This is a genomic window from Thioclava sp. NS-SX20, from assembly GCF_057380695.1.
In genome coordinates this window covers 2,700,971-2,722,826 of record NZ_CM170816.1, presented here as the reverse complement: position 1 = coordinate 2,722,826, position 21,856 = coordinate 2,700,971, and the positions used below count along the sequence as shown (strand labels likewise).

The 21,856-nt window shown below is 63.0% G+C and carries 20 protein-coding genes; 13 read left to right on the top strand and 7 right to left on the bottom strand.

The window, feature by feature from the left end; genetic code table 11:
• Positions 1 to 19: 19 nt before the first annotated feature.
• From AC2ISB_RS13375 to AC2ISB_RS13360, 4 genes are all read right to left on the bottom strand, one after another.
• Positions 20 to 1,021, bottom strand: coding sequence for a DMT family transporter (locus tag AC2ISB_RS13375; RefSeq protein WP_486575408.1), 1,002 nt, complete (start codon positions 1,019 to 1,021; stop codon positions 20 to 22).
• 160 nt (positions 1,022 to 1,181) lie between these two features.
• The gene (locus AC2ISB_RS13370) at positions 1,182 to 1,502 is read right to left on the bottom strand and encodes a DUF6280 family protein (protein ID WP_339108726.1); all 321 of its coding nucleotides are present in this window, start codon (positions 1,500 to 1,502) and stop codon (positions 1,182 to 1,184) included.
• Between the two features lie 309 nt (positions 1,503 to 1,811).
• Positions 1,812 to 2,546, bottom strand: a complete 735-nt coding sequence (gene ygfZ / locus AC2ISB_RS13365) for a CAF17-like 4Fe-4S cluster assembly/insertion protein YgfZ (RefSeq protein WP_486575405.1) — start codon at positions 2,544 to 2,546, stop codon at positions 1,812 to 1,814.
• A 55-nt stretch (positions 2,547 to 2,601) separates the two neighbouring features.
• Positions 2,602 to 4,344 carry an ABC transporter ATP-binding protein gene (locus AC2ISB_RS13360; RefSeq protein ID WP_406721580.1) on the bottom strand — a complete coding sequence of 581 codons (1,743 nt, stop codon included), beginning with the start codon at positions 4,342 to 4,344 and terminating at the stop codon, positions 2,602 to 2,604.
• A 186-nt stretch (positions 4,345 to 4,530) separates the two neighbouring features.
• On the opposite strand from AC2ISB_RS13360, the gene AC2ISB_RS13355 reads away from it, so the two are divergent.
• Positions 4,531 to 5,736: a pyridoxal-phosphate-dependent aminotransferase family protein gene (locus tag AC2ISB_RS13355; protein ID WP_486575403.1), complete on the top strand. Its 1,206-nt coding sequence runs from the start codon at positions 4,531 to 4,533 to the stop codon at positions 5,734 to 5,736.
• Positions 5,737 to 5,758: 22 nt separating this feature from the next.
• On the opposite strand, the gene AC2ISB_RS13350 is transcribed toward AC2ISB_RS13355, so the two are convergent.
• The 3 genes from AC2ISB_RS13350 to AC2ISB_RS13340 form a co-directional block, all read right to left on the bottom strand.
• Entirely contained in the window at positions 5,759 to 6,148 is a 390-nt protein-coding gene (locus tag AC2ISB_RS13350) for a DUF305 domain-containing protein (RefSeq protein WP_339108722.1), read from the bottom strand.
• A gap of 103 nt (positions 6,149 to 6,251) precedes the next feature.
• A complete protein-coding gene (locus tag AC2ISB_RS13345) occupies positions 6,252 to 7,364 on the bottom strand; it encodes a pyridoxal phosphate-dependent aminotransferase (protein WP_486575401.1) in 1,113 nt (370 codons plus the stop codon).
• A gap of 45 nt (positions 7,365 to 7,409) precedes the next feature.
• Positions 7,410 to 7,676, bottom strand: coding sequence for a DUF1674 domain-containing protein (locus tag AC2ISB_RS13340; protein ID WP_406721577.1), 267 nt, complete (start codon positions 7,674 to 7,676; stop codon positions 7,410 to 7,412).
• A gap of 85 nt (positions 7,677 to 7,761) precedes the next feature.
• Here AC2ISB_RS13340 and AC2ISB_RS13335 point away from each other — a divergent pair, with 85 nt between their 5' ends.
• The 12 genes from AC2ISB_RS13335 (at position 7,762) to AC2ISB_RS13280 (ending at position 21,750) form a co-directional block, all read left to right on the top strand.
• On the top strand, positions 7,762 to 9,036 hold the full coding sequence (locus AC2ISB_RS13335; RefSeq protein WP_486575398.1) for an RsmB/NOP family class I SAM-dependent RNA methyltransferase: 1,275 nt from the start codon (positions 7,762 to 7,764) through the stop codon (positions 9,034 to 9,036).
• A gap of 115 nt (positions 9,037 to 9,151) precedes the next feature.
• Complete coding sequence (locus AC2ISB_RS13330) at positions 9,152 to 10,933, top strand: heparinase II/III family protein (RefSeq protein WP_406721574.1); 1,782 nt, start codon at positions 9,152 to 9,154, stop codon at positions 10,931 to 10,933.
• 16 nt (positions 10,934 to 10,949) lie between these two features.
• Positions 10,950 to 12,536 carry a bifunctional phosphoribosylaminoimidazolecarboxamide formyltransferase/IMP cyclohydrolase gene (purH, locus tag AC2ISB_RS13325; protein WP_339108718.1) on the top strand — a complete coding sequence of 529 codons (1,587 nt, stop codon included), beginning with the start codon at positions 10,950 to 10,952 and terminating at the stop codon, positions 12,534 to 12,536.
• A gap of 48 nt (positions 12,537 to 12,584) precedes the next feature.
• A complete protein-coding gene (locus tag AC2ISB_RS13320; RefSeq protein ID WP_486575396.1) occupies positions 12,585 to 12,851 on the top strand; it encodes a hypothetical protein in 267 nt (88 codons plus the stop codon).
• Between the two features lie 60 nt (positions 12,852 to 12,911).
• Positions 12,912 to 13,406: a signal peptidase II gene (lspA, locus tag AC2ISB_RS13315; RefSeq protein ID WP_339108716.1), complete on the top strand. Its 495-nt coding sequence runs from the start codon at positions 12,912 to 12,914 to the stop codon at positions 13,404 to 13,406.
• A gap of 52 nt (positions 13,407 to 13,458) precedes the next feature.
• Positions 13,459 to 13,992, top strand: coding sequence for a DUF3035 domain-containing protein (locus tag AC2ISB_RS13310; RefSeq protein WP_339108715.1), 534 nt, complete (start codon positions 13,459 to 13,461; stop codon positions 13,990 to 13,992).
• A 126-nt stretch (positions 13,993 to 14,118) separates the two neighbouring features.
• Positions 14,119 to 15,459 carry a M16 family metallopeptidase gene (locus AC2ISB_RS13305; RefSeq protein WP_406721572.1) on the top strand — a complete coding sequence of 447 codons (1,341 nt, stop codon included), beginning with the start codon at positions 14,119 to 14,121 and terminating at the stop codon, positions 15,457 to 15,459.
• A complete protein-coding gene (locus AC2ISB_RS13300) occupies positions 15,456 to 16,757 on the top strand; it encodes a M16 family metallopeptidase (RefSeq protein WP_406721571.1) in 1,302 nt (433 codons plus the stop codon). Before AC2ISB_RS13305 ends, AC2ISB_RS13300 begins: the two co-directional genes overlap by 4 nt.
• An 85-nt stretch (positions 16,758 to 16,842) precedes the next feature.
• Entirely contained in the window at positions 16,843 to 18,783 is a 1,941-nt protein-coding gene (mutL, locus tag AC2ISB_RS13295) for a DNA mismatch repair endonuclease MutL (protein ID WP_486575394.1), read from the top strand.
• Positions 18,784 to 18,800: 17 nt separating this feature from the next.
• Complete coding sequence (locus AC2ISB_RS13290) at positions 18,801 to 20,231, top strand: DNA recombination protein RmuC (protein WP_486575392.1); 1,431 nt, start codon at positions 18,801 to 18,803, stop codon at positions 20,229 to 20,231.
• 69 nt (positions 20,232 to 20,300) lie between these two features.
• Complete coding sequence (locus AC2ISB_RS13285) at positions 20,301 to 20,645, top strand: DUF3775 domain-containing protein (protein ID WP_339108710.1); 345 nt, start codon at positions 20,301 to 20,303, stop codon at positions 20,643 to 20,645.
• Between the two features lie 139 nt (positions 20,646 to 20,784).
• Entirely contained in the window at positions 20,785 to 21,750 is a 966-nt protein-coding gene (locus AC2ISB_RS13280; RefSeq protein WP_406721568.1) for a hypothetical protein, read from the top strand.
• The last annotated feature ends 106 nt before the right edge of the window (positions 21,751 to 21,856 follow it).

The following is a 21,856-nucleotide window of genomic DNA, read 5'->3' as shown; positions in this document are numbered from 1 at the left end:
AGGAAATCTGCCTGCCGTTTCATTTTGTTTCCCGACCCCGCATCTCGCGTCCCGGACCCGGCGTCACGGGCCGCTTGAGCAGCCGCCCCAGAAGCGACGAACGGGGCGCATAGGGCATCTCCAGACGGTGGCGCGTATTGAGCACCGGCATGTTCTGCGAAGTGCCCGCGCTTTTCTCGCGCAGGACCATATAGACGCCCGAGGCAATCACGACGCCCGCCCCGACAAGGGTCGTCAGATCTATTCCCTCGCTGAAGAACAGGTAGCCGAAGACCACGGCCCAGATGATCTGGCTGTATTGCATCGGCGCGACAATCACCGCCTCGCCCTCGCGATAGGCCAGAATGGTGATGAAGCTTGCAGTCAGCCCGAATAACGCGATGGTTCCCATCAGGGCGAAATCGGTCATGTCCATCGGCACGTAAACGAAAGGCAGCGCCATGCCCATTGCCAGAAAATTGCCCATCATCGGGTAGATCAGCAAAACGATCGAACGCTCCTGCGTCCCGATCTTGCGCACAATGACCGAAGCCAGCGCCGTACAGAAGGCCGAGAGCACGGCGGCCAGATGCCCCAGTGCCAGATCCGCCTGTCCGGGGCGCACCACGATCAGCACACCGGCAAGACCGACCGCAATCGCCACCCAGCGCCGCAACCGGACCGTCTCGCCCAGAAGCGGGATCGACAGGATCGTCACCAGAAGCGGTGTCGCGAAGAGGATCGGATAGACCTGCGCCAGCGGCAGCGTCGAGAAGGCATAAAACGCCGTCAGCCCCGCAATGATCATACAGACAGACCGCAGGATCACCCAGCCCGGATAGGCTGGCCGCAGATGCCCCGCCTTTTTGTCGTTGAGCATGATGAATGACAGGATGGGAAAGCTCAGCAAGGCGGCCACAAAGACGATCTGGATCGCCGAGAACTTGCCGCCCAACCCTTTTACGATCGCATCATGCGACGCATAGATCGCCATCGCCAGCAGCCCGTAAAGCGCGCCCTTCAGATTGGATTTTTCCTGCATTACCTGCCTGTCCTCTTCCCGAAAAGACAGGCTAGCGACGGCCTCGTAGGTTTCAAGCCATCATTTGGACATAGCGGGCGTTTTAAAAACAAAAGACCCCGACGCCAAACGCCGGGGTCTTTTGAAGAGACGATCTTGCGGCGGAACCTCCGCCTGAAGATCAGGCAGCCTCGGCTTCTTCGGCTGCCATACGGCGTTCGCTTTCCTCACGCGACAAAGCGACAGAGGTCCGAATGCCCTTGGAAACGAATTCCATCAGGCCGCTGACAACCCGTTCGTTGGGGTCGATACCGGCACAGGACAGAACCTCGCGGCCATCGCGCGAGCGTGCCCAGCGTGCAATCTGCTCTGGGCCATTTCCGTATTTCTTATCGTCGGCAATCGCATCATCCAGAGCTGCCAGAACGACGGCAGCAAACAGCTTCCGTGCGCGTTGACCTTGTTCATAGTTGAATGCGGAGCCATCCACGAAATCGCGCATTATTCCGTCCTTGTATTATTGCTCTTGCGTTTCCGGGCGTGACGGTCATGTAGGCTGCTTAGCTTCCGATTCGATACAGCCAGCAAATCATATCTGATATGCACGCAGGGAATACCTTGTTGCAATAGCCGTGAATACGGTAGAATTTTATCTATCGAACACAATATGTAGTAGTTTTTATAAGTAGGGTCACATTGTGGCGCACGTTAACCAATTAACGCCGAGCTGTGCTCCGAACGCAACGGGCGCATGGCTCACAGATAAGTGACGGGGAAATCCGGCAAACCTGTCCGCTTTCCCCCAAGACACTCAACCATACGAGACCAGCGCATCGCCCGCCCGCATCTGCGCACCCGCGCGATCAAGCCGCAGATAGGCGATGGCATGCCCGCCGGACTGGGTGAACAGGACCCCCGCAGGCTTCTCTCCGGCGCGGATCTCGGTTCCGGGTGCGGCATGCCCGGTAATCGCGACCCGCACCAGCCCCTTACGCAGCTCGGTCTTGTGCTTCATCCGTGCGGTCACTTCCTGCCCCACATAGCAGCCCTTGCGGAAATCCACACCATGCAGGCGCTCGAACCCCGCTTCCAGAATGAAGGTGTCGGGCGTCAGCTCGATCCCAGTCTCGGGGATACAATGCTCGACGCGGATCGCGTCGAAATCACTGCCATCATCGCCCTCGGTCTCGCCATAAAGCCGCCAGCCCAGCGCGGGATGACGCGGGTCCATCACAGCCCCGTCGGGCCTGACCTCCGAGGTGCCGCGATACAGCTTGAGGTCCGTCTCCGAGATCTCGGCCTTGGCGCGCAGCTTATACATCATCAGGCGGCGGACCGTCGCCTCTGCCAGCCCCGCATCAATATCCAGCAGGATCTCCTCGCCCCACGGCACCAGCAGGAAATCGGCCAGATATTTCCCCTGCGGCGTCAGCAGCGCGGCATAGACCGGCCCGTCCTTCAGGCGCGTCACGTCATTGCTGACCAGCCCTTGCAGGAAATGCTCGCGATCGGGACCGCTGATCTTGTAGATACGACGCTGGCTCATGATGGTCTCCTTTGCGCCTGATATAGGCCCGCAACGAAGACGCGTCTATGGGGGCTCACTCGATCAACTGCATCGCGCAGAGATCGGCATAGGTGCCGCCGCGCGCCAGAAGCTCTTCATGCGTCCCCTCATCCTCGACACGGCCTTCGCGGATCACCACGATCTTGTCGGCATTGCGCACGGTGGACAACCGGTGGGCAATCACCAGCGTCGTCCGCCCCACAGACAGCTTCTCCAGCGCTTCGGACACCCGTTTCTCCGACGCCGTATCCAGCGCCGAGGTCGCCTCGTCCAGCAGCAGGATCGGCGCATCGCGCAGGATGGCGCGGGCAATCGCCACCCGCTGGCGCTGCCCGCCCGACAGAGCCGAACCACGCGGACCGGCAGGCGTGTCTATCCCCTCGGGCAGATCCTGCGTGAACTCGCTGACATAGGCCCCGTCCAGCGCCTGACGCAGACGCTCGTCGCTCACCGTCTTGCCCAGCAACACATTCTCGCGGATGGTCTCGTCAAACAGGGCCGCATCCTGCGCCACGGTCGAAAACATCTGGCGCAACTGGCCCAGATCCAGCGTCCGGATATCTGCGCCCCCCAACAGGATCTGCCCCCCGTCAGGGTCCAGCAAGCGTGACAGAAGCGCGAAAACGGTGCTTTTCCCTGCGCCGGACGGGCCAACCAAAGCCGTGGTCTGGCCCTCTTTGGCGGTGAAGCTGAGCCCGTGCAGAACCTGCGTTGCCCCATAGGACAGCGTCACGTTTTCCACCGTGATATCCAGCGAGGCCGGAACCTGTGCCGGATGCAGGGGCGCGGCCACCGTCGGGTGCAGATCGAACAGCGTATAGATCCGCTCAAGGCTTGCCGCGGCGGTCTGCCATTCACCGGTGCCCGCCGCCAGTCGCCGGATCGGCTGGAAGGTCAGCGTCATCGCGGTGAAGAAGGACATGAACTCCCCCACGGTACGCTGCCCCGACAGGATGCCATGCCCTGCCACCACCAGCACGGCAAAAAAGCCAAGCCCCGTCACGATATCCACCATTGCAGGGATCAGCGCACGGGTCGCGGCCATCTTGATCTGCTGACCCATGATCCGGTTGACCAGCACACGGAAACGTCCTGTCTGCTGGTCCTCGATCCGGTTCAGCTTGACCGCGTTGATACCGTGGAACATCTCGTCCAGCCGCGTCGCGCGCTGGCTGGAACTGTCGCGCATCTGCATCGTCTTGCGGCGGATATAGCGCTGCGCGATGACCGCAGGAGCCAAGAGCAGCGGAAAGCCAACCATCGCCACCAGCGTCCAGACCACATCCACCCCCAAAGCCACGGCCATCAGACCGACAAGCGAGATCGCGTCGCGCCCCGCACCGGTGATGAAGGCTTTCCAGATATTCTGCACCGCCTGCGTATCGCCCTGAATCCTCTCGATCAGCGCCCCGGGCGGATTGATCTGGAAAAAGGACTGGTCCAGCCGCAACACATGCCCCACCAGATCGACCTGCATCGCTGTCGATGTCGATTGCGAGATTTTCGTCATGATCGTCTTCGAGGCGATCGAGGTGGCCGCACGGATCAGGAACAGCGCAAAAACCGCACCGCCCGCCCAGTAGATCAGCCCCGGCTCCTTGCCGGAGAACACCTTGTCGAACAATGGCTGCAAGAGCCAGCTCAGCGCCCCCAGCGTCGAGCCTTCGACCACCATCAGCAGCAAGGCGATCGCCATCCACCCCACATGCGGACGCAGATAGTCGCGCCAGATCCGGGCGACCATATGGCGCGAGGTATAGATATTTCGTTTGGCCATCTATCGCTCCTGCGGGAAAGGCTCGGTCGCGCGGTTTTAGCCCAGCCCTTGCACCCCATGCAAGTTCGCCTGCGAAACAGGCAGTTGTGCAGGCTGGCAGAGCTTTACTTTGTATCGTCACAAAGCTGCGGATTGACCCTGCCAAATGGAGTTTTTACCGATAGGTCAACCACAGGGAGACACCCAATGAGCCTTGCCAATGGCCGCACCTATCTTGCCATCCCCGGCCCCTCGGCCATGCCCGACCGCGTGTTGCGGGCCATGCATCGCGCCGCCCCCAATATCTATGAAGGCGAGATCGAGACCCTTGCCGCCGGTCTGGTGCGCGACCTGAAATCCGTCGCGCTGACGCGCTATCATTGCGGCATCTATATCGCGAACGGCCACGGGTTGTGGGAAGCGGTCAACGCCAATCTCTTCTCGCGCGGCGAGACGGCACTGGTGATGGCCACGGGGCGCTTCGGGCATGGCTGGGCCGAGTATGCGCGCCGCATGGGGATCACGGTCGAGATGCTGGATTTCGGGCTGAAATCCCCTGCCGATCCGGCGCAGCTGGAGGCCGCGCTGCGCGCCGATACCGACCGCAAGATCAAGGCGGTTTTCGTGACGCATATGGACACGGCCACCTCGATCCGCAATGACATCCCTGCCCTGCGTGCGGCCATTGATGCGGCAGGCCACCCTGCCCTGCTGGCGGTGGATTGTATCGCCTCGCTGGCCTGCGACGAATTCCGCATGGATGACTGGGGGGTGGATATCATGGTCTCGGCCAGCCAGAAGGGGCTGATGGTGCCGCCCGGTCTGGGGTTCCTCTTTGCCTCGGATAAGGCGCTCGAGGCGGGCAAGACCGCCGATCTGCGCACGCCCTATTGGGATTGGACGCCGCGCCTGTTCCCCGACTATGTCTACGAATATTTCGGCGGCACCGCCCCGACCCACCATATGTTCGGGCTGCGCGAAAGCCTTGATATGATCGCCGAGGAAGGGCTCGAGGCCATCTGGGCGCGCCACGCCACCCTGTCGCAATCGCTCTGGGCGGCCTTTGACGCGTGGTCGGCGGGCGGGCATGACATCGCGCTGAATGTGGCCGACCCCGCGCTGCGCAGCCATTCGGTGACGGCGGCACGGATCGGCGGCGGCAATGCCGAACGGTTGCGCAAATGGCTGGAGGCCGAAGCCGGCGTGACCCTTGGCATCGGGCTGGGAATGGCCGAACCGGGCACCCCCGAAATCGACAGCTATCTACGGGTCGCCCATATGGGCCATGTGAATGCGCATATGACGCTTGGGGTGATCGCCTCGATGGAGGCGGGCCTGCAGGCGCTTGGCATTCCGCATGGTGCGGGCGGCGTGGCGGCGGCGGCCAAGGTGATCGCCCGGCACGGCAGGTAACACCCGCCCCTGACGATTACCCCTAACGATTGCTGTGCGCGGCCATCCAGCCTTCAAGCCATTGCAGGTCGTCCTGCTGCGCCTTGATCAGCTGGGCCGCGCGCTGGCGCATAGCGGGGTCCTCGCCGTAATCACGCACCACCTCGGCCATCGCGATTTCGCTTTTCTTCTGCGGGATCATCTGGCGCACGAAATCCAGATCGACATTGCCGCTATAATCATGCGGCAGGGTGCGCGCCATTCGCGCCCGTGCCTGCTGGAATGCCGCCGTCGAGGGCGAGGCATCGGCGGTGGCCATCGCCGCCTTCGATATCTGTGGATAGCTGGCATCTTGGGCATAGGCCCCGAAGGCCAGCGCAAAGGCCACGGGGCTGAGCATCGCGATCTTGTGGATACGTGTCATGCGGCTCATTTCGGATCTCCTTCTCGGATACCCGAAATCTGGCCCCTCAGGCGGCATTGCGCAAATCACCGCTGGGCGATAGCGCCGTGACGTCAAGCGCCCGTGACATATGTTACAATGCGGCGGCGGCCCGCTCTAGCGCCTCGGGCAGAGCCTTGGCCAGCAGGTCCAGCTCGGCATCCGGCCCGCAGGAGATGCGGATACAGCGGTCCAGAGGCGCCACCCCCGGCATCCGCACGAACACATCCGCCTTGGCCAATTCTGCAAGCACAGCACGGGCATAGGCCCCGTCGCGTCCGCAATCGACGGCCACGAAATTGGTGGCCGAGGGGACAGCTTCCAGCCCGTTTTCGGCTGCGATCTCGGCAATGCGGCCCCGCGCGCCCGCAATCAGCCGCGCCATGAAGGCCGACCAAGTGGTATCGGCCAGCGCCGCCAAAGCCCCCGCCTGCGCAATCCGGTTCACGCCGAAATGATTGCGGATCTTCTCGAATTGGGCAATCAGCTCGGCCGCGCCCATCGCATAGCCGATGCGCGCACCCGCCAGCCCGTAATGTTTGGAAAAGGTCCGCATGCGGATGACGCGCGGATCATCCACCGCCACCTGCGGCACGGCCTCTTCGGGGGCCATCTCGATATAGGCTTCGTCCAGCACCAGAAGACAGCCCTCGGGGATCTCCGCAATCATCGCCTCGATCGCAGCGCCCGTGTTCCATGTGCCCATCGGGTTATCGGGATTGGCGATATAGATCAGCTTGGCACCGACCTCCCGCGCCTTGGCAATCAGCGCCTGCGGGTCTTCATGGTCGCCCTTATAGGGCACCTTGTGCAGCACACCGCCAAAGCCCTCGACATGGAAGTTGAAGGTCGGATAGGCGCCCGCCGAGGTCACAACCGCGTCGCCCGTCTCGATGATCAGCCGCACCAGACAGCCCAGCAGCCCGTCCACGCCCTCGCCCACCACGATGGTGTTTGCGGGGCGGTCATGATGGGCCGCCAAGGCCTGACGCAATTCAAGGCTGGTGCTATCGCCATATTTCCAGACCTCGCCCGCCTCTGCCGCCATCGCGGCAATCGCCCGCGGCGAGGGGCCAAAGCCGTTCTCATTGGCCCCCAGACGGGCGGCAAAGGGGGCACCACGCTCGCGCTCAAGCGTTTCGGGGCCAATGAAAGGCACCGAAGCAGGCAGGGACGAAACGAGGCGGGTATAGCGAGGATATGTCATGCGCAAATGGCTAGCAGGTTCGCGGCCAAGCGCAAGACGGGCGGTTCAGAAATCGACCGCGATGCCCTTCTTTTCCCAATCGCCATAGCGTACCGGCTCGGGGCCGTCACGCCCGCCCAGTTCGGTCGGCAGGCTCTGTGCCTGCGCCAAGCGGCGGCGCTCTTCGGCCTCGGCCAAGGCACGCTGCGCGGCGGGCGGCAGGTCGGGGGCGGGTGTCGGCGGCGGGCCTGCGGGCAGATCCGGCTGGGGCATTGGCGGGGTCGCGGGCGGCAGATCGGGTTGGGGCTCTTGCGGGGCGGCGTCTTTCGACATGGGGCACCTCTTGTCATGAGAGTTGTCTTAACGACCCAACTGATATAGGCCGCGAAATCGATCCTCACAAGCCGGAGGCCAAGCTATGGCAAAACCCGACCCTGCCCGCCGCGCGGCCCTTGGCCTGATTGTTGGCGTGTTTGACGACCATCTGTCGCTGGCCGACCAGATCGCGATGGATGCGCTGGATGGCCTCAGCCCCGGTGAAAAGGCGCGGGCCCAGCGGCTGGCGACCTCGACCCTGCGCCATATGGAGCGGGCCGACAAGATGCTCAAACCCTTCCTCAAGCGCAAACCCACGCCCGATATCATGGCGCTTCTGCGGTTGGCGACGGTCGAGCTATGTGCCGAAGGCGGCGCGGATCATGGCGTGGTGGATGCCGCCGTGACCCTGTGCAAATCGGGCGGTCGCCGCACCGATAGTTTTGCGGGGCTGGTGAATGCCGTGCTGCGCAAGGTGGCCGAGGATAAGGCCCGCTGGGAGACCCTGCCCTATGGCCAGCTTCCGGGCTGGCTGCGCGGGCGGCTGATGTCGGCCTATGGCAAGGTCTCGGTGCAGAAGATGGAAGAGGCGCACCAGCGTCCCGCCCCTGTGGATATTTCCGTCAAGGAAAACCCCGCCGATTGGGCCGAGCGGCTGGAGGGCGAGGTTCTGCCCACGGGCTCCGTGCGGCTGCATCAACCGGGCCAGATCCGCGATCTTCCGGGCTTTGCCGAGGGGGACTGGTGGGTGCAGGATGCGGCGGCCTCGCTGGCGGCCAAGGCGCTGGCGCCCACCGCAGGCATGCGGGTGCTGGATCTGTGCGCGGCTCCCGGTGGCAAGACGCTGCAACTGGCGGCGATGGGGGCGCAGGTCACCGCGCTGGATCTGTCCGAGCGTCGCCTTGCGCGGCTGCATGAAAACCTTGAGCGCTGCAAGCTGAGTGCCGAAGTCGTGGCCGCGGATGCGCTGGACTGGACCCCCGAGGCGCCTTTCGACGCGATCTTGCTGGATGCGCCCTGTTCGGCCACCGGCACGATCCGCCGCCACCCCGAATTGCCCGCCATCAAGGATAGCGCCTCGATCAAGGGGCTGTTCGCGCTGCAAGAAGAGATCCTTGAGCGCGCCATGGGCTGGCTGACGCCCGAGGGGCGGCTGACCTATGTGACCTGCTCGCTTCTGCCCGAGGAAGGCGAGACCCAGATCCGCCGCGCATTGGAGCGCCACCCCGAGTGGGAGGTGATCCGCCCCACGCTGGAGGGCATCGACCCCGAGTGGATCACCGAAGAGGGTGGCTTGCGTCTGCGCCCCGACTACTGGGCCGATAAAGGCGGGATGGACGGGTTTTATGTGGCCACGTTGAAACGGCGGGCAGAATAACGCCCATCATTTGACGCAGGCTAGGCGGGGGCCTCTTGGCACCCCCTTCCGCCCGACGCATAATCGCCGCACTTCAAGCCCGCGCGGCCCCCTAGATAATTCGAGCGACAGAACCTTGGCCAAACCCACAGCCAGAAAGCCGACCCCCTCTCCCAGCGGACAAAAGCGCGCCCGTCTGGCGCAGGCGTTGAACACGCTGGCGGCACGCAGGGCGGCGCGGGGCGCTCCGGCAACGGGGTTCACCAGCCAGCCCGAGCCGCGCACCATCGGCTCTGTCGCACGCGGGCGGCAGCTGATTGGCGGCAACTTCCTGCTGGCGGGCTTTCTGATCGAGGGGCGCGACCGCAGCCCTTGGGATCTGGCGATGCCCGATCCGGCCTTCGAGGAGGCGCTGCACGGTTTCGGCTGGCTGGATGATCTGGCCGCCGTGGGCGACCGCACCGCACGGGCCCGCGCACAGGATTGGGTCTTTGGCTGGATCGACCGCTATGGCCGTGGCACTGGCGCGGGCTGGCAGCCCGATCTGACGGGCCGCCGCGTGATCCGCTGGATCAATAACGCGCTGATGATCCTGCATGCGCAGGACAAACCCAAGGCCGATGCCTTCTTTGCGGCGCTTGGCGCGCAGACCACCTATCTGGCCAAACGCTGGAAATCGGCACCGCCGGGCCTGCCGCGGTTCGAGGCGCTGACGGGGCTGATCTATGCCGCGCTCTCGCTGACCGGCATGCAGGGCCATAGCGCGCAGGCGCTGGCGGGGCTGGCCGCCGAATGCGCCAGCCAGATCGATATCGAAGGCGGTATCGCCACCCGCAACCCCGAAGAGCTGCTTGAGGTTCTGACGCTTCTCAACTGGGCCAAACAGGCGATCGAAGCCACCGGCGCCGCCCCCGATCCGGCCCATCTGGCCGCCATCGAAAGGATTGCCCCCACCCTGCGCGCCTTGCGCCATGCCGATGGCGGGCTGGCGCGTTTTCATGGCGGCGAGGCCTGCAACCCAGACCGGATCGACCAGACGCTGGTCGAAACCGGCATCCGGCGCGGCCCCACCGGAACTCTGGCAATGGGTTTTGCGCGCCTGCATGGTGGCGGCACCAGCCTGATCATGGATGCCGACAAACCACCCGCAGGGGCGGCATCGACCGATGCCCATGCGTCCACACTGGCCTTCGAGCTCACCTCGCGACGCAGGCCGATCATCGTTAATTGCGGCTCCGGCGCGCAGTTTGGCCGTGAATGGCATCAGGCCGGACGGGCAACGCCCAGCCATTCGACGCTGGCCCTTGGCGGCTATTCTTCGTCACGGCTCGGCCCCGAACGCAGCTTTGGCCGCAGCCCGCATAGCTGGCTGGAAGAAACCCCCGAACTGGTCTGGGCCGTGCGCGATGAAGACAGCGGCCAGAGCTGGATGGCGGGCCATGACGGCTATAGCGCCACCCACGGTCTGACCCATCTGCGCCGCCTGTCGCTTGCCACCGACGGCCGCCTGCTGGAAGGGTGCGATTCGCTTTCGGCGGCCACACCGCAGGGGCAAAAGCGGCTGCAAACGGTGCTGGAGCGCGAGAAACTTACCGGCATTCCCTACCAGATCCGGTTCCATCTGCACCCCGAGGCCAATGCCACGCTGGATATGGGGGGCCACGCCGTTTCCATCGCGCTGAAATCCGGCGAGATCTGGGTCTTCCGCCATGACGGGGCGCTAAAACTGGCGCTTGATCCGTCCGTTTACCTTGAAAAGGGCCGCCTGAGGCCGCGCGCGACGCAACAGATCGTGCTTTCAGGCCGTCTTTTGGACGAAAGATGTCAGATTAGCTGGACCTTCACGAAGGCACAGGATAGGTCGCAGGGCACACGCGACCTGCAGTATGGTGCGGATCGCGACGATTCCGACACCTGATCCAAGGATGCTGCCCGTGACCCGTTCCGTTCCGCTCACCCGTGCTTTGATCTCGGTCTCCGACAAGACCGGCCTGATCGATTTTGCCCGCGCACTTTCCGCGCGCGGCGTTGAACTTCTGTCCACTGGCGGCACTGCCAAAGCCCTGCGCGAAGCGGGCATGTCGGTGCGCGATGTGGCCGAGGTCACCGGCTTTCCGGAGATGATGGATGGCCGCGTGAAAACGCTGCACCCCAAGGTGCATGGCGGCCTACTGGCGCTGCGCGACAACGAAGAGCATCTCGCCGCGATGAAAGAGCATGATATCCTGAATATCGACCTGCTCGTGGTGAATCTCTACCCGTTCGAGGCGACCGTCGCCAAAGGCGCGGCATATGACGACTGCATCGAGAATATCGATATCGGCGGTCCGGCAATGATCCGTGCAGCGGCCAAGAACCACGGTTTCGTGGCGACCGTCGTGGATGTGGAAGATTACGACGCGGTTCTGAAAGAACTGGACGAGAATGACGGTGCAACCACCCTACCCTTCCGTCAGAAGCTGGCGCAGATCGCCTATGCCCGTACCGCGGCCTATGATGCGGCTGTTTCCACCTGGATGGCAGGCGCCATCGGCGAGAAAGCCCCGCGCCGCCGTGCCTTCGCTGGCACCATCGCGCAGACCCTGCGCTATGGCGAGAACCCGCACCAGCAGGCGGCCTTCTATCTGGATGGCACGAACCGTCCGGGCGTGGCGACGGCCAAGCAGCTTCAGGGCAAGGAACTGTCCTACAATAACATCAATGATACCGATGCGGCCTTTGAACTTGTGTCGGAATTCGGCACCGAAAAGCCCGCCGTGGCGATCATCAAACACGCGAACCCCTGTGGTGTGGCCACCGGCGAGACCGTGATTGAGGCCTATAAGCGTGCCTTCGACTGCGACCGCACCTCTGCCTTCGGGGGGATCATCGCGCTGAACCAGACGCTGGACGCCGAGACCGCCGAAGAGATCACCAAGATCTTCTCGGAAGTCATCATCGCGCCTGCTGTCGATGACGCCGCCAAAGAGGTCATCGCCAAGAAGAAGAACGTGCGTCTTCTGGAAACCGGCGGCCTGCCGGATGTCTATGCGCCGATCACCACCTACCGCCAAGTGGCCGGTGGCCTTCTGGTGCAGGACAAGGATAACGGCATCATCACGCTGGACGACCTGAAAGTCGTGACCGAGCGCAAGCCCTCGGAGCAGGAACTGCAAGACCTGCTGTTCGCGTGGAAAGTCGCGAAACACGTCAAGTCGAATGCGATCATCTACGTCAAGGACGGCGCAACCGTGGGCGTGGGCGCAGGCCAGATGAGCCGCGTGGACAGCACCCGCATTGCCGCACGCAAGGCCGAAGACATGCAGGAAGCCTGCGGTTTCGACAAGACCCCGACCATCGGCTCGGTTGTCGCCTCGGACGCCTTCTTCCCCTTCGCCGACGGCCTGATCACCGCAGCCGAAGCAGGCGCCACCGCGATCATCCAGCCGGGTGGCTCGATGCGCGACCAGGAAGTCATCGACGCCGCCAACGAGCGCGGTCTGGCGATGGTCTTCACCGGCATGCGCCACTTCCGTCACTAATCCGCCAAAGGCGGGCCTCAGGGTCCGCCTTTTTCCAAACGGATTTCAATGAAACGCTTTGTCGGCTATATCCTGATCGCCATTACCTTTCCGCTTTGCCTTGCCACCCTGCTTCTTGGCCCTCGAATTGCCGGACAAGGCTGTGCCTTCGGCAGCGCGACCGGATGCAGCAAAGGGGAAGAGGCTCTGCTCCTCGCGATGTTTATCGGTCTACCGTTCGGCCTTGGCGGCGCAGGGCTCGCGCTTGGCATCTGGCTCCTGCGCTCATCGAAGAAACACCCGCCCCCCATCACCAAAACGCCATCCAGGCCCTAGATCTCTTGCCCCCGCCCCCGCTTTCGGGGCATAGGGGGATGATTGTAAAAGGGATCACGCATGCGTTTGGCAACTCTCTGGGCCTTGGTCGTTCTGGTGCTCGATCAGGCCTCGAAATATATCGTGGTGCATCTGATGCAGCTCGACCAGCGCTATGCCATCGAGGTGCTGCCTCCTTTCCTGAACTTTCGCATGGCGTGGAACAGGGGCGTGAATTTCGGGCTGTTCTCCGGCGATACCGACTATACGCGCATCCTGCTGATCGCCTTGGCCCTGATGATTTCCGTCTGGGTCGCCATCTGGATCGCGCGCAAACCGCAGACGGCCAAGGTGCAGGCCTCCGCCGGACTGCTGATCGGTGGGGCTTTGGGCAATGTGATCGACCGCATTTTCTACGGAGCCGTGGCCGATTTCATCAACACCTCCCTCCCCGGCTGGCAAAACCCGTTTTCTTTCAACGTGGCGGATATCGCGATCTTCCTTGGCGCGGTCGGGCTTGCGCTCTTTACGGGCAATGAATCGCGCGGCAAAAAAGGACGGTCCAAAGGGGCGTGACGCCCGCTGGACTTTAGGTTATGACGAGGCAGTATCGATGAGGGAGTGGCCAATGTCGGCAGCATCAAATCTCGGGATCGCCCTTGCAGGGGTGCTTTTGCTGGGTGCCTGTGGCGGGTCGAATGTGCCCGAACTGATGAAACTGCGTACCAACCGGCCGGGTCCGGACGAGTTTGCCATTGTGCCGACCAAGTCGCTGCAAATGCCCTCGGACCTGAATGACCTGCCGACGCCGACGCCGGGCGGGCGCAATCTGGTTGACCCGACGCCGGAAGCCGATGCGATTGCGGCCCTTGGCGGAAGCTCCAATGCCCGCACGACCGCAGGCGCGGACCGCGCCCTGATCGGCTATGCAATGCGCAAGGGCACGGATCCTGCGATCCGCAGCCAGCTGGCGGCCGCCGATCTGGAATACCGCAAGGACCATAACGGGCGCCTTCTTGACCGCCTGACCGGCAAGACGCTCTATTATCAGGCCTATGCACCGATGGCCCTTGATCAGGAAGCCGAACTTGAACGTTGGCGCAAACTGAATGCCGCAACGCCGTCGGCACCGCCCTCGGGCGCGGCACAGGCCGCAAAATAAGGCCCGCCCTGCCGCGCAGCTATAATTTCTTCGTTATTTGAGGGGAGTTATCCATCAACTCCCCGTCAAACGACTTGCGGGCCACGGCAACAGGCGACAAGGTAGCGCAAAACACTTGAGGTCCGAATGTTGCGCGCATGGCTTGCCGCTGCCTTTGCCCTGACAGCCCTTCCGGCTGCGGCGGCGGAGGTCAGCTCCTTCACACTGGATAACGGGTTGCAGACCGTGGTGATCGAGGATCATCGTGCGCCGGTTGTGGTCCAGATGGTCTGGTATAAGGTCGGCTCTGCCGATGAGGTGCGCGGAAAATCCGGCATCGCCCACTATCTCGAACACCTGATGTTCAAGGGCACCAAGACCATGGCACCGGGCGAATTGTCCAAGACCGTCTCGGCCAACGGGGGGTCCGACAACGCCTTTACCAGCGATGATTACACCGCCTATTTCCAGCGCATCGCGGCAGACCGTCTGGATCTGGTCATGAAGATGGAAGCGGACCGGATGCATAATCTGCGCATCTCTCCCGATGACTGGAAAACCGAGCGTCAGGTGATTCTGGAAGAGCGGTCACAACGGATCGACAGCAACCCGCAGGCACAGTTCGCCGAACAGATGAGCGCGGCGCAATACCAAAACTCGGCCTATGGCACCCCGATCATCGGCTGGCGCGCGGAAATGGAAGGGCTGACCCGTGAGGACGCACTGGCATGGTATAAACGCTATTATGCGCCCAATAATGCCGTGCTGATCGTGGCGGGGGATGTCACCCCCGAAGAGGTGAAGACGCTGGCCCAGAAATATTACGGCCAGATCCCCGCAAATACCCAGTTGCCGCCGCGCCTGCGTCCGCAGGAACCGCCGCAACTGGCCGAACGTAAGGTCGATTTTCAGGACCCGCGCGTGGCGCAGCCCTCTTTGATGCGGACCTATCTCGCCCCCGAGCGCAATCCCGGAGACCAGAAAGAAGCGGCGGCCCTGACCGTTCTGGCCGAGCTTCTGGGCGGCAATTCCCAGACCTCCGTTCTGGGCAAGAAGCTGATCTTCGGCTCGGGCGAGGCGATCTTTGTCAGCGCATGGTATGACGGAATGTCGATCGACAAGACGACCTTCGGCCTGTCTGTCGTGCCTGCCGCCGATGTGTCCCTGCCCGAGGCGGAAACCGCGCTGGACAAGGCGCTGGCCGATTTCATGGCCAACGGGATCGACCCCGACCAGTTCGCACGGATCAAGACCCAGATCCATGCCAGCCAGATCTATACCGAGGACAATGTGCAGGGCCTTGCCCAACGCTATGGCACGGCGCTTGCGTCCGGCTTCTCGGTGGAAGATGTGCAGAACTGGCCCAAGGTGCTGGAAGCCGTCACCCCCGAAGATGTCATGGCCGCCGCGAAAGACGTGCTGAACAAGCGCAATGCCGTGACAGGCTATCTTGAGAAACCCGCCGCGCAGGAGGCGCCCAAACAATGATCCGGCTTTTCCTTGCAGGCCTTTTCGCGCTGACGCTGTCGCTGCCCGCGCGTGCTCTGGATATCGAACAGGTCACCTCTCCCGGCGGGCTTCATGCCTGGCTTGTGGAGGCGCATGACATCCCCTTCACCGCGTTGCGCATCAGCTTCAAGGGCGGTGCCAGCCTTGACGCGCCCAACAAGCGCGGCGAGATCAACCTGATGACGGCCACGCTGGAGGAAGGTGCAGGCGATATGTCGGCACAGGATTTCGCCGCAGCCGAAGAATCCCTTGCCGCGAAATTCGGCTTTGATGTGGGCGACGATACGCTGACCATCAGCGCGCAGATGCTGACCGAAAACCGCGATCAGGCGGTGGACCTGCTGCGTCAGGCGCTGATCAACCCGCGTTTCGACCAATCCGCCGTGGACCGTGTGCGCGGTCAGGTGCAGGCCATTATCGCCTCGAACGCGCAAGACCCCAATGCCATCGCGTCCAAGACCTTTGCCCATGAGGCCTTTGGCGACCACCCTTATGGCAGCTCGATCAACGGCACCGCCGAAAGCGTGGCCGCGCTGACCCGCGAGGATATGTTTGACGCCAAAGCCCGCGTCATGGCCAAGGACCGGATGGTTGTCTCTGCCGTGGGGGACATTACCGCAGACCAGCTTGGCCCGCTGCTGGACAAGCTGCTGGGGGATCTGCCCGCCAAAGGCGCGGATATGCCAGCCAAGGCCAAGCTGAAACTCAGCGGCGGCACCACGGTGGTGGATTTCGACACGCCACAATCGGTGGTGATGTTCGGTCAGGCAGGGATCGGCATGGAAGACCCCGATTTCTTCGCGGCCTTCGTGCTGAACCAGATCCTTGGAGCGGGCGGGTTTTCCTCGCGGTTGATGGATGAGGTGCGCGAGAAACGCGGGCTGACCTATGGCATCTATACCTATCTGATCGATCAGGATCTGGCGAAGACATGGCAGGGCAGCTTTGCCTCGGCCAATGACAAGACCGCAGAGGCGATCAAGGTCGTGAAAGACCAATGGGCCAAGGCGGCCGATGGCAAGGTCAGCGACAAGGAACTGGCCGATGCGAAGACCTATCTGACCGGCGCCTATCCGCTGCGCTTTGATGGCAATAGCCAGATCGCCAGCATTCTGGCAGGGATGCAGCTTTCGGATATGCCTGTCGATTATATCAACACGCGCAATGCCAAGATCGAAGCGGTCACCAAGGACGATATCGCCCGCGTGGCCAAGCGGCTGCTCAAGGCGGAGGATTTGCGCTTTGTTGTGGTCGGTCGGCCTACGGGCCTGAAATAACCTCCGGAGTAATGACCGAGATATCCACAGGAAAGCCTGCCCGAACCCGTTTCGGGCAGGCTTTATTTATGCTAGGTGTGGTGGCATGACGCTTGACACCCCCAATATCGGCCCGAAACGCCCCGTTATCCGCCAGCTTGACGATGCCGCCGCCAACCGCATTGCGGCGGGCGAGGTGGTGGAACGCCCCTCCTCTGCCGTCAAGGAACTGGTGGAGAACGCCATCGACGCAGGCGCCACGCGGGTGGATGTGGCCTATGCCGATGGCGGCAAGACGCTGGTCCGCATCACCGATAACGGCTGCGGCATGACCGCCGAAGACCTGCCGCTGGCGCTGTCGCGCCATGCGACCTCGAAGATTGACGGCTCGGATCTGCTGAATATCCATACCTTTGGTTTCCGCGGCGAGGCCCTGCCCTCGCTGGGGTCGGTCGGGCGGCTGACCATCACCTCGCGTGCGGAAGGCTATGATGCGGCCACGATCACCGTGAACGGCGGGCAGATCGGCGCGGTGAAACCGGCGGCGCTGAACCGTGGCACCGTGGTCGAGCTGCGCGATCTGTTCTATGCGACGCCCGCGCGGCTGAAATTCATGCGTACCGACCGCGCCGAGGCACAGGCGATCTCGGATGTGATGAAGCGGCTGGCGATGGCCGAGCCGAAGATCAGCTTCACCCTGCGCGATATTTCCGAAGGCCGGCGCGAGCGCGAGATCTTCCGCTTTGACGCCGAGCAGGGCGAGATGTTCGATGCTTTGGGCATGCGACTGGCGCGGGTCATTGGCCGCGAATTTGCCGATAACGCAATCCGGATCGACGCCGAGCGCGAGGGCATCCGGCTGACCGGCTATGCGGCGTTGCCCACCTATTCGCGGGGGGCAGCGGTGGAGCAGTATCTTTTTGTGAACAACCGCCCCGTGCGGGACAAGATGCTGATCGGCGCCCTGCGCGCGGCCTATATGGATTTCCTCTCGCGCGAGCGTCATCCGGCGGCGGCGCTGTTTGTCAGCTGCGATCCCGAGCGGGTCGATGTCAACGTCCACCCCGCCAAGGCCGAGGTCCGTTTCCGCGAATCCCAAGTGGTGCGCGGGCTGATCGTCTCGGGTCTGCGGGCGGCTTTGGGGGGCGCAGGGCATCGTGCCTCGACCACGGTGGCCGATGCGACGCTGGCGGCGTTCCGCCCCGAAGCGATGCCCGAAGCAAGCCCCCAACAGCCCAGCTTTCCGCGTGTTTACCAGATGGACCGCCCCAGCATGGGGGCCACCCGCGCAGCCTATGCCGCCCAAGCGCCCGATTTCCAGCCCGCGCCCGCCTATCCGGCCCGCGCCTACCCTTCGCAACCGCAGGACGGCTTTGCCGAAACGACCGCCTTCCACGAGGCCCAGCCCGGCTATGCCAGCCCCTCGGCACGGTTTGAAACCGCCCCCGCCCCTGCCGATCTGACCGCCCGCCCCTTGGGAGCCGCGCGCGCCCAGCTGCATGAAAACTACATCGTGGCCCAGACCGAACGCGGTATGGTGATCGTGGACCAGCATGCCGCCCATGAGCGTCTGGTCTATGAGCGCCTCAAACGCCAGATGGCCGAAAACGGCGTGCCCGCTCAGGCGCTATTGATCCCCGAGATCGTCGAGCTGTCGGCAGGCGATGCTGCCCTTCTGCTGGAACATGCCGAGGTGCTGGCCAAGCTGGGCCTCAGCATCGAGGAATTCGGCGGCCATGCGATTGCCGTGCGCGAAACCCCTGCGATCCTTGGGGAAATCAACGCCGAAAACCTGCTGCGCGATGTGCTGGACGAGCTGTCCGATCTGGGCGACAGCCAGCTGGTGCAGGCCAAAATCGAGGCTGTTCTGTCGCGTATGGCCTGCCACGGGTCCATCCGCTCGGGGCGTCAGATGCGCGCCGAAGAGATGAACGCCCTGCTGCGCGAGATGGAGGCCACGCCCCATTCCGGCCAGTGCAACCACGGCCGCCCCACCTATGTGGAACTCAAACTTTCCGATATCGAGCGGCTGTTTGGCCGCACCTGACCCAGTGGACCTGACCTGTGCAAACCCTGCTGAATGATCCTGTGGCGCTGGGGCTTGCGGCCCTTGCGCTTGTGCTGCTTCTGGCGCTGGTCGCCACATTGCGCCGTGCAGGGCGAGCCGAAGGTGCGCTTGCACAGGCCCGCGCTTGGGAGGGCGAGGCGCGGCGCATGCGCGAGGCGCTTTTGATCGAGGAAGCCAATTCCCAGCGTCTGCCCGATGTGATGGACGAGCTGCGCCAGACCCGTGCGCGGCTGGAGGGCGAATATCGCCACCGCGTGCAGGCCGAACAGGCCTTCCATTCGCTCAAGCGCGAACATGAGGCGCGGCTGGAAGAATTGCGCGGCATGAAGCGCGAGATCGAGGACCGGTTTTCCCATGTGGCCTCTGGCGTTTTGCAGCAGAACTCCGAAGCCTTCCTGCGGCTGGTCTCCGAGCGATTCCAGACCCATCAGCAGGGCGCGCGTGAGGAACTCGACCGCCGCAGCAAAGCCATCGAACATCTGGTGAAACCGCTGGACCAGCGTCTGGGCGAGATGGGTGTGAAGATCGCCGAGCTGGAAAAGGCCCGTGGCGAGGCTTACGGCGCGATCCATCAGCAGGTGCAGGCTCTGGCCGAGGGTCAGGCGCATCTGGGCCTTGAGACCCGCAAGCTGGTGCAGGCGCTGCGCGCGCCAAAAACGCGGGGCCGCTGGGGCGAGATGCAGCTGCGTCAGGTTTTTGAAATGGCGGGCATGACGGAAAATGTCGATTTCCATCTGGAACAGCATGTGGCCACAGATGAGGGTGCGCGCCGCCCCGATGCAGTGGTGCATATTCCGGGCGGGCGCTCGATTGTGGTGGATGCCAAAACACCGCTTGAGGCCTATCTGGATGCGCTCGACGCCGAGACCCCCGATCAGCAGGCCGCGCAACTGGCCCGCCACGCCAGCCATATCCGCACCCATGTCAAACAGCTCGCCTCCAAATCCTACCAGTCGCAGATCGAGGGCACGCCCGATTTCGTGGTGATGTTCATTCCCGGCGAAACCTTCGTGTCGGCCGCCGCCGAAGCCGATCCCGGCCTGATCGACTATGCCTTTGCGCAGAAGGTGCTGATTGCCACGCCCACCACGCTGATGGCGTTGGTGAAGGCGATCGCTTATGGCTGGCAACAGGAACGCATGGCCCGAAACGCGTTGGAGGTGCAGAAAACCGCCCGCGACCTCTATGACCGGCTGAAGGTGTTCGGCACCCATATGGATGGAATTGGGCGCGCGCTCACCCAGTCGGTGGACCGCTACAACAAGGCCGTCGGCTCGCTCGAGGGGCGCGTGCTGCCCGCCGCGCGGCGCTTCGAGGTGATGGGCGTGGTGCCCGAGGAAAGCAGCATGGACAGCCCCGGCTTTGTCGAAGCCCATCCGCGCGGCCTCTCTTCGCCGCTTCTTGCCGATGATACGTCGCAAGCCTGAGATCCAAACGATTTCGCTTGCCGGAGGATCGCGATAGCGCAACACTACCGCTATATGGAGGACTTTCCCATGATGACGCTATCCCCGTCCAAGCTTGCCACGATCATCATCCGTGCCCGCAAATTCGATGCCGATATTCCCGGCAGTGGCAAGGCGCGCGAGCTGAAAAGCTTTATCGCGGCCCTGAACGAGGACGAACAGGCCGAACTGACCGCAATCATGTGGATTGGCCGCGATACCTACGAGCCGGAAGATCTGGACGAAGCCATCGAAATGGCGAAAACCGAGGCTACCGTCCCGACCGAGGACTACCTTCTGGATAACCCGCTTCTGGCCGACCATCTGGAAATGGGCGCCGACGCGCTGGGGATCGATCTGGATGCCGCAGAGGAAGAGACCTTCCCCACGGTCTGAGCCGCGCCGGAAAACATGGACCGGACATCTCTATTTTTGTCAGATTAGTGAGGCCGCTTAGGAGTTTTGTCGTCTCTGCGGCCTTGCACAGCGACCTAGGTGCAGGCTACGAAAGAGATAGTTCTTTCGGATCTTTGGCATGCGCGCGCTTTTTTGTCTGATTCCTGCTTTGCTCTGGGCCGAGACGGCTTCTGCCCTGCCGGATGGCGGGTTCCTGCTGGCGACCCCCATTCTTGACAGCCAGACGACAGACCCGCGCTATATCCATCTGCAGATTGACGGCACCACCATTACGGTGACCTATGCCTCGGTCAAAACGCCCGATGTCACGACCTGCCGCGATACCGGCTATTGCGACATGCTCTGGGATGGGCTGAAGCTGCGCTATTCCGAAAAAGACGGCACCATCAAGATCACCGATCGCAATGTCACGCGCGACGACAAGCCCAGCGATGCCAATCGCAAAAGCGGCGATCCGACAGCCGATCAGAAACTCTATTACGAGCCGCTGATCCGGCGCATGAACGGTGCCAAGCTGACCGGCGATGCCGCCGGAGGGTTCACCCTGACCACCGATCTCGGCCAGACCAAATTCACGCCGCTCCCGCGCGAAGGCCTGCCCCTGCTGACGGCATGGGTCAACGAGACCGGTGCGGATATGGACCAGCTCGACTATTGTGACGTGCCGCAATTCTCGCAGCTTTATACCTTCGATGCGGGGCGCAGCTTCCGCGAGGCGCTCGAGGTCTTTGCCGCGCTACAGGCCTCGGAGGCCGCCGCCAACCGCATGGGACTGATGGAGCCTCCGGACGAGGCATCAAACCGCGAAACTCTGGGCAGCGCCTTCGAGGCGCGCCGCCCCGCAACCATTCTGGAAATGGCGATGTGGCGGCTGACCATCGAACCCGAGACGCCGCTACAGGATATCATCGAAGATATCAGCCGCCAGATCGGCACACCGGAATCTATGGCGGTCGTAACGCCCCTTATTCCCGCGCTTCCCGCCGCCGCAGCCTATAAGGCCAAACTGCGCGCGATCCGCGACGCGGGCACGCCGCTGAATGCGCCGCTCTGCATGGATATGACCTTGGGGCTGCGGCAATAGCATCTGTGGCGGCGACATCCCTGCCCGAGACATCGCGCAAATGCAAAGGCCCCACCCGAGACGGGTAGGGCCAGTTCGCCAGAGTTTTCCCTTAGAGACAATAAGT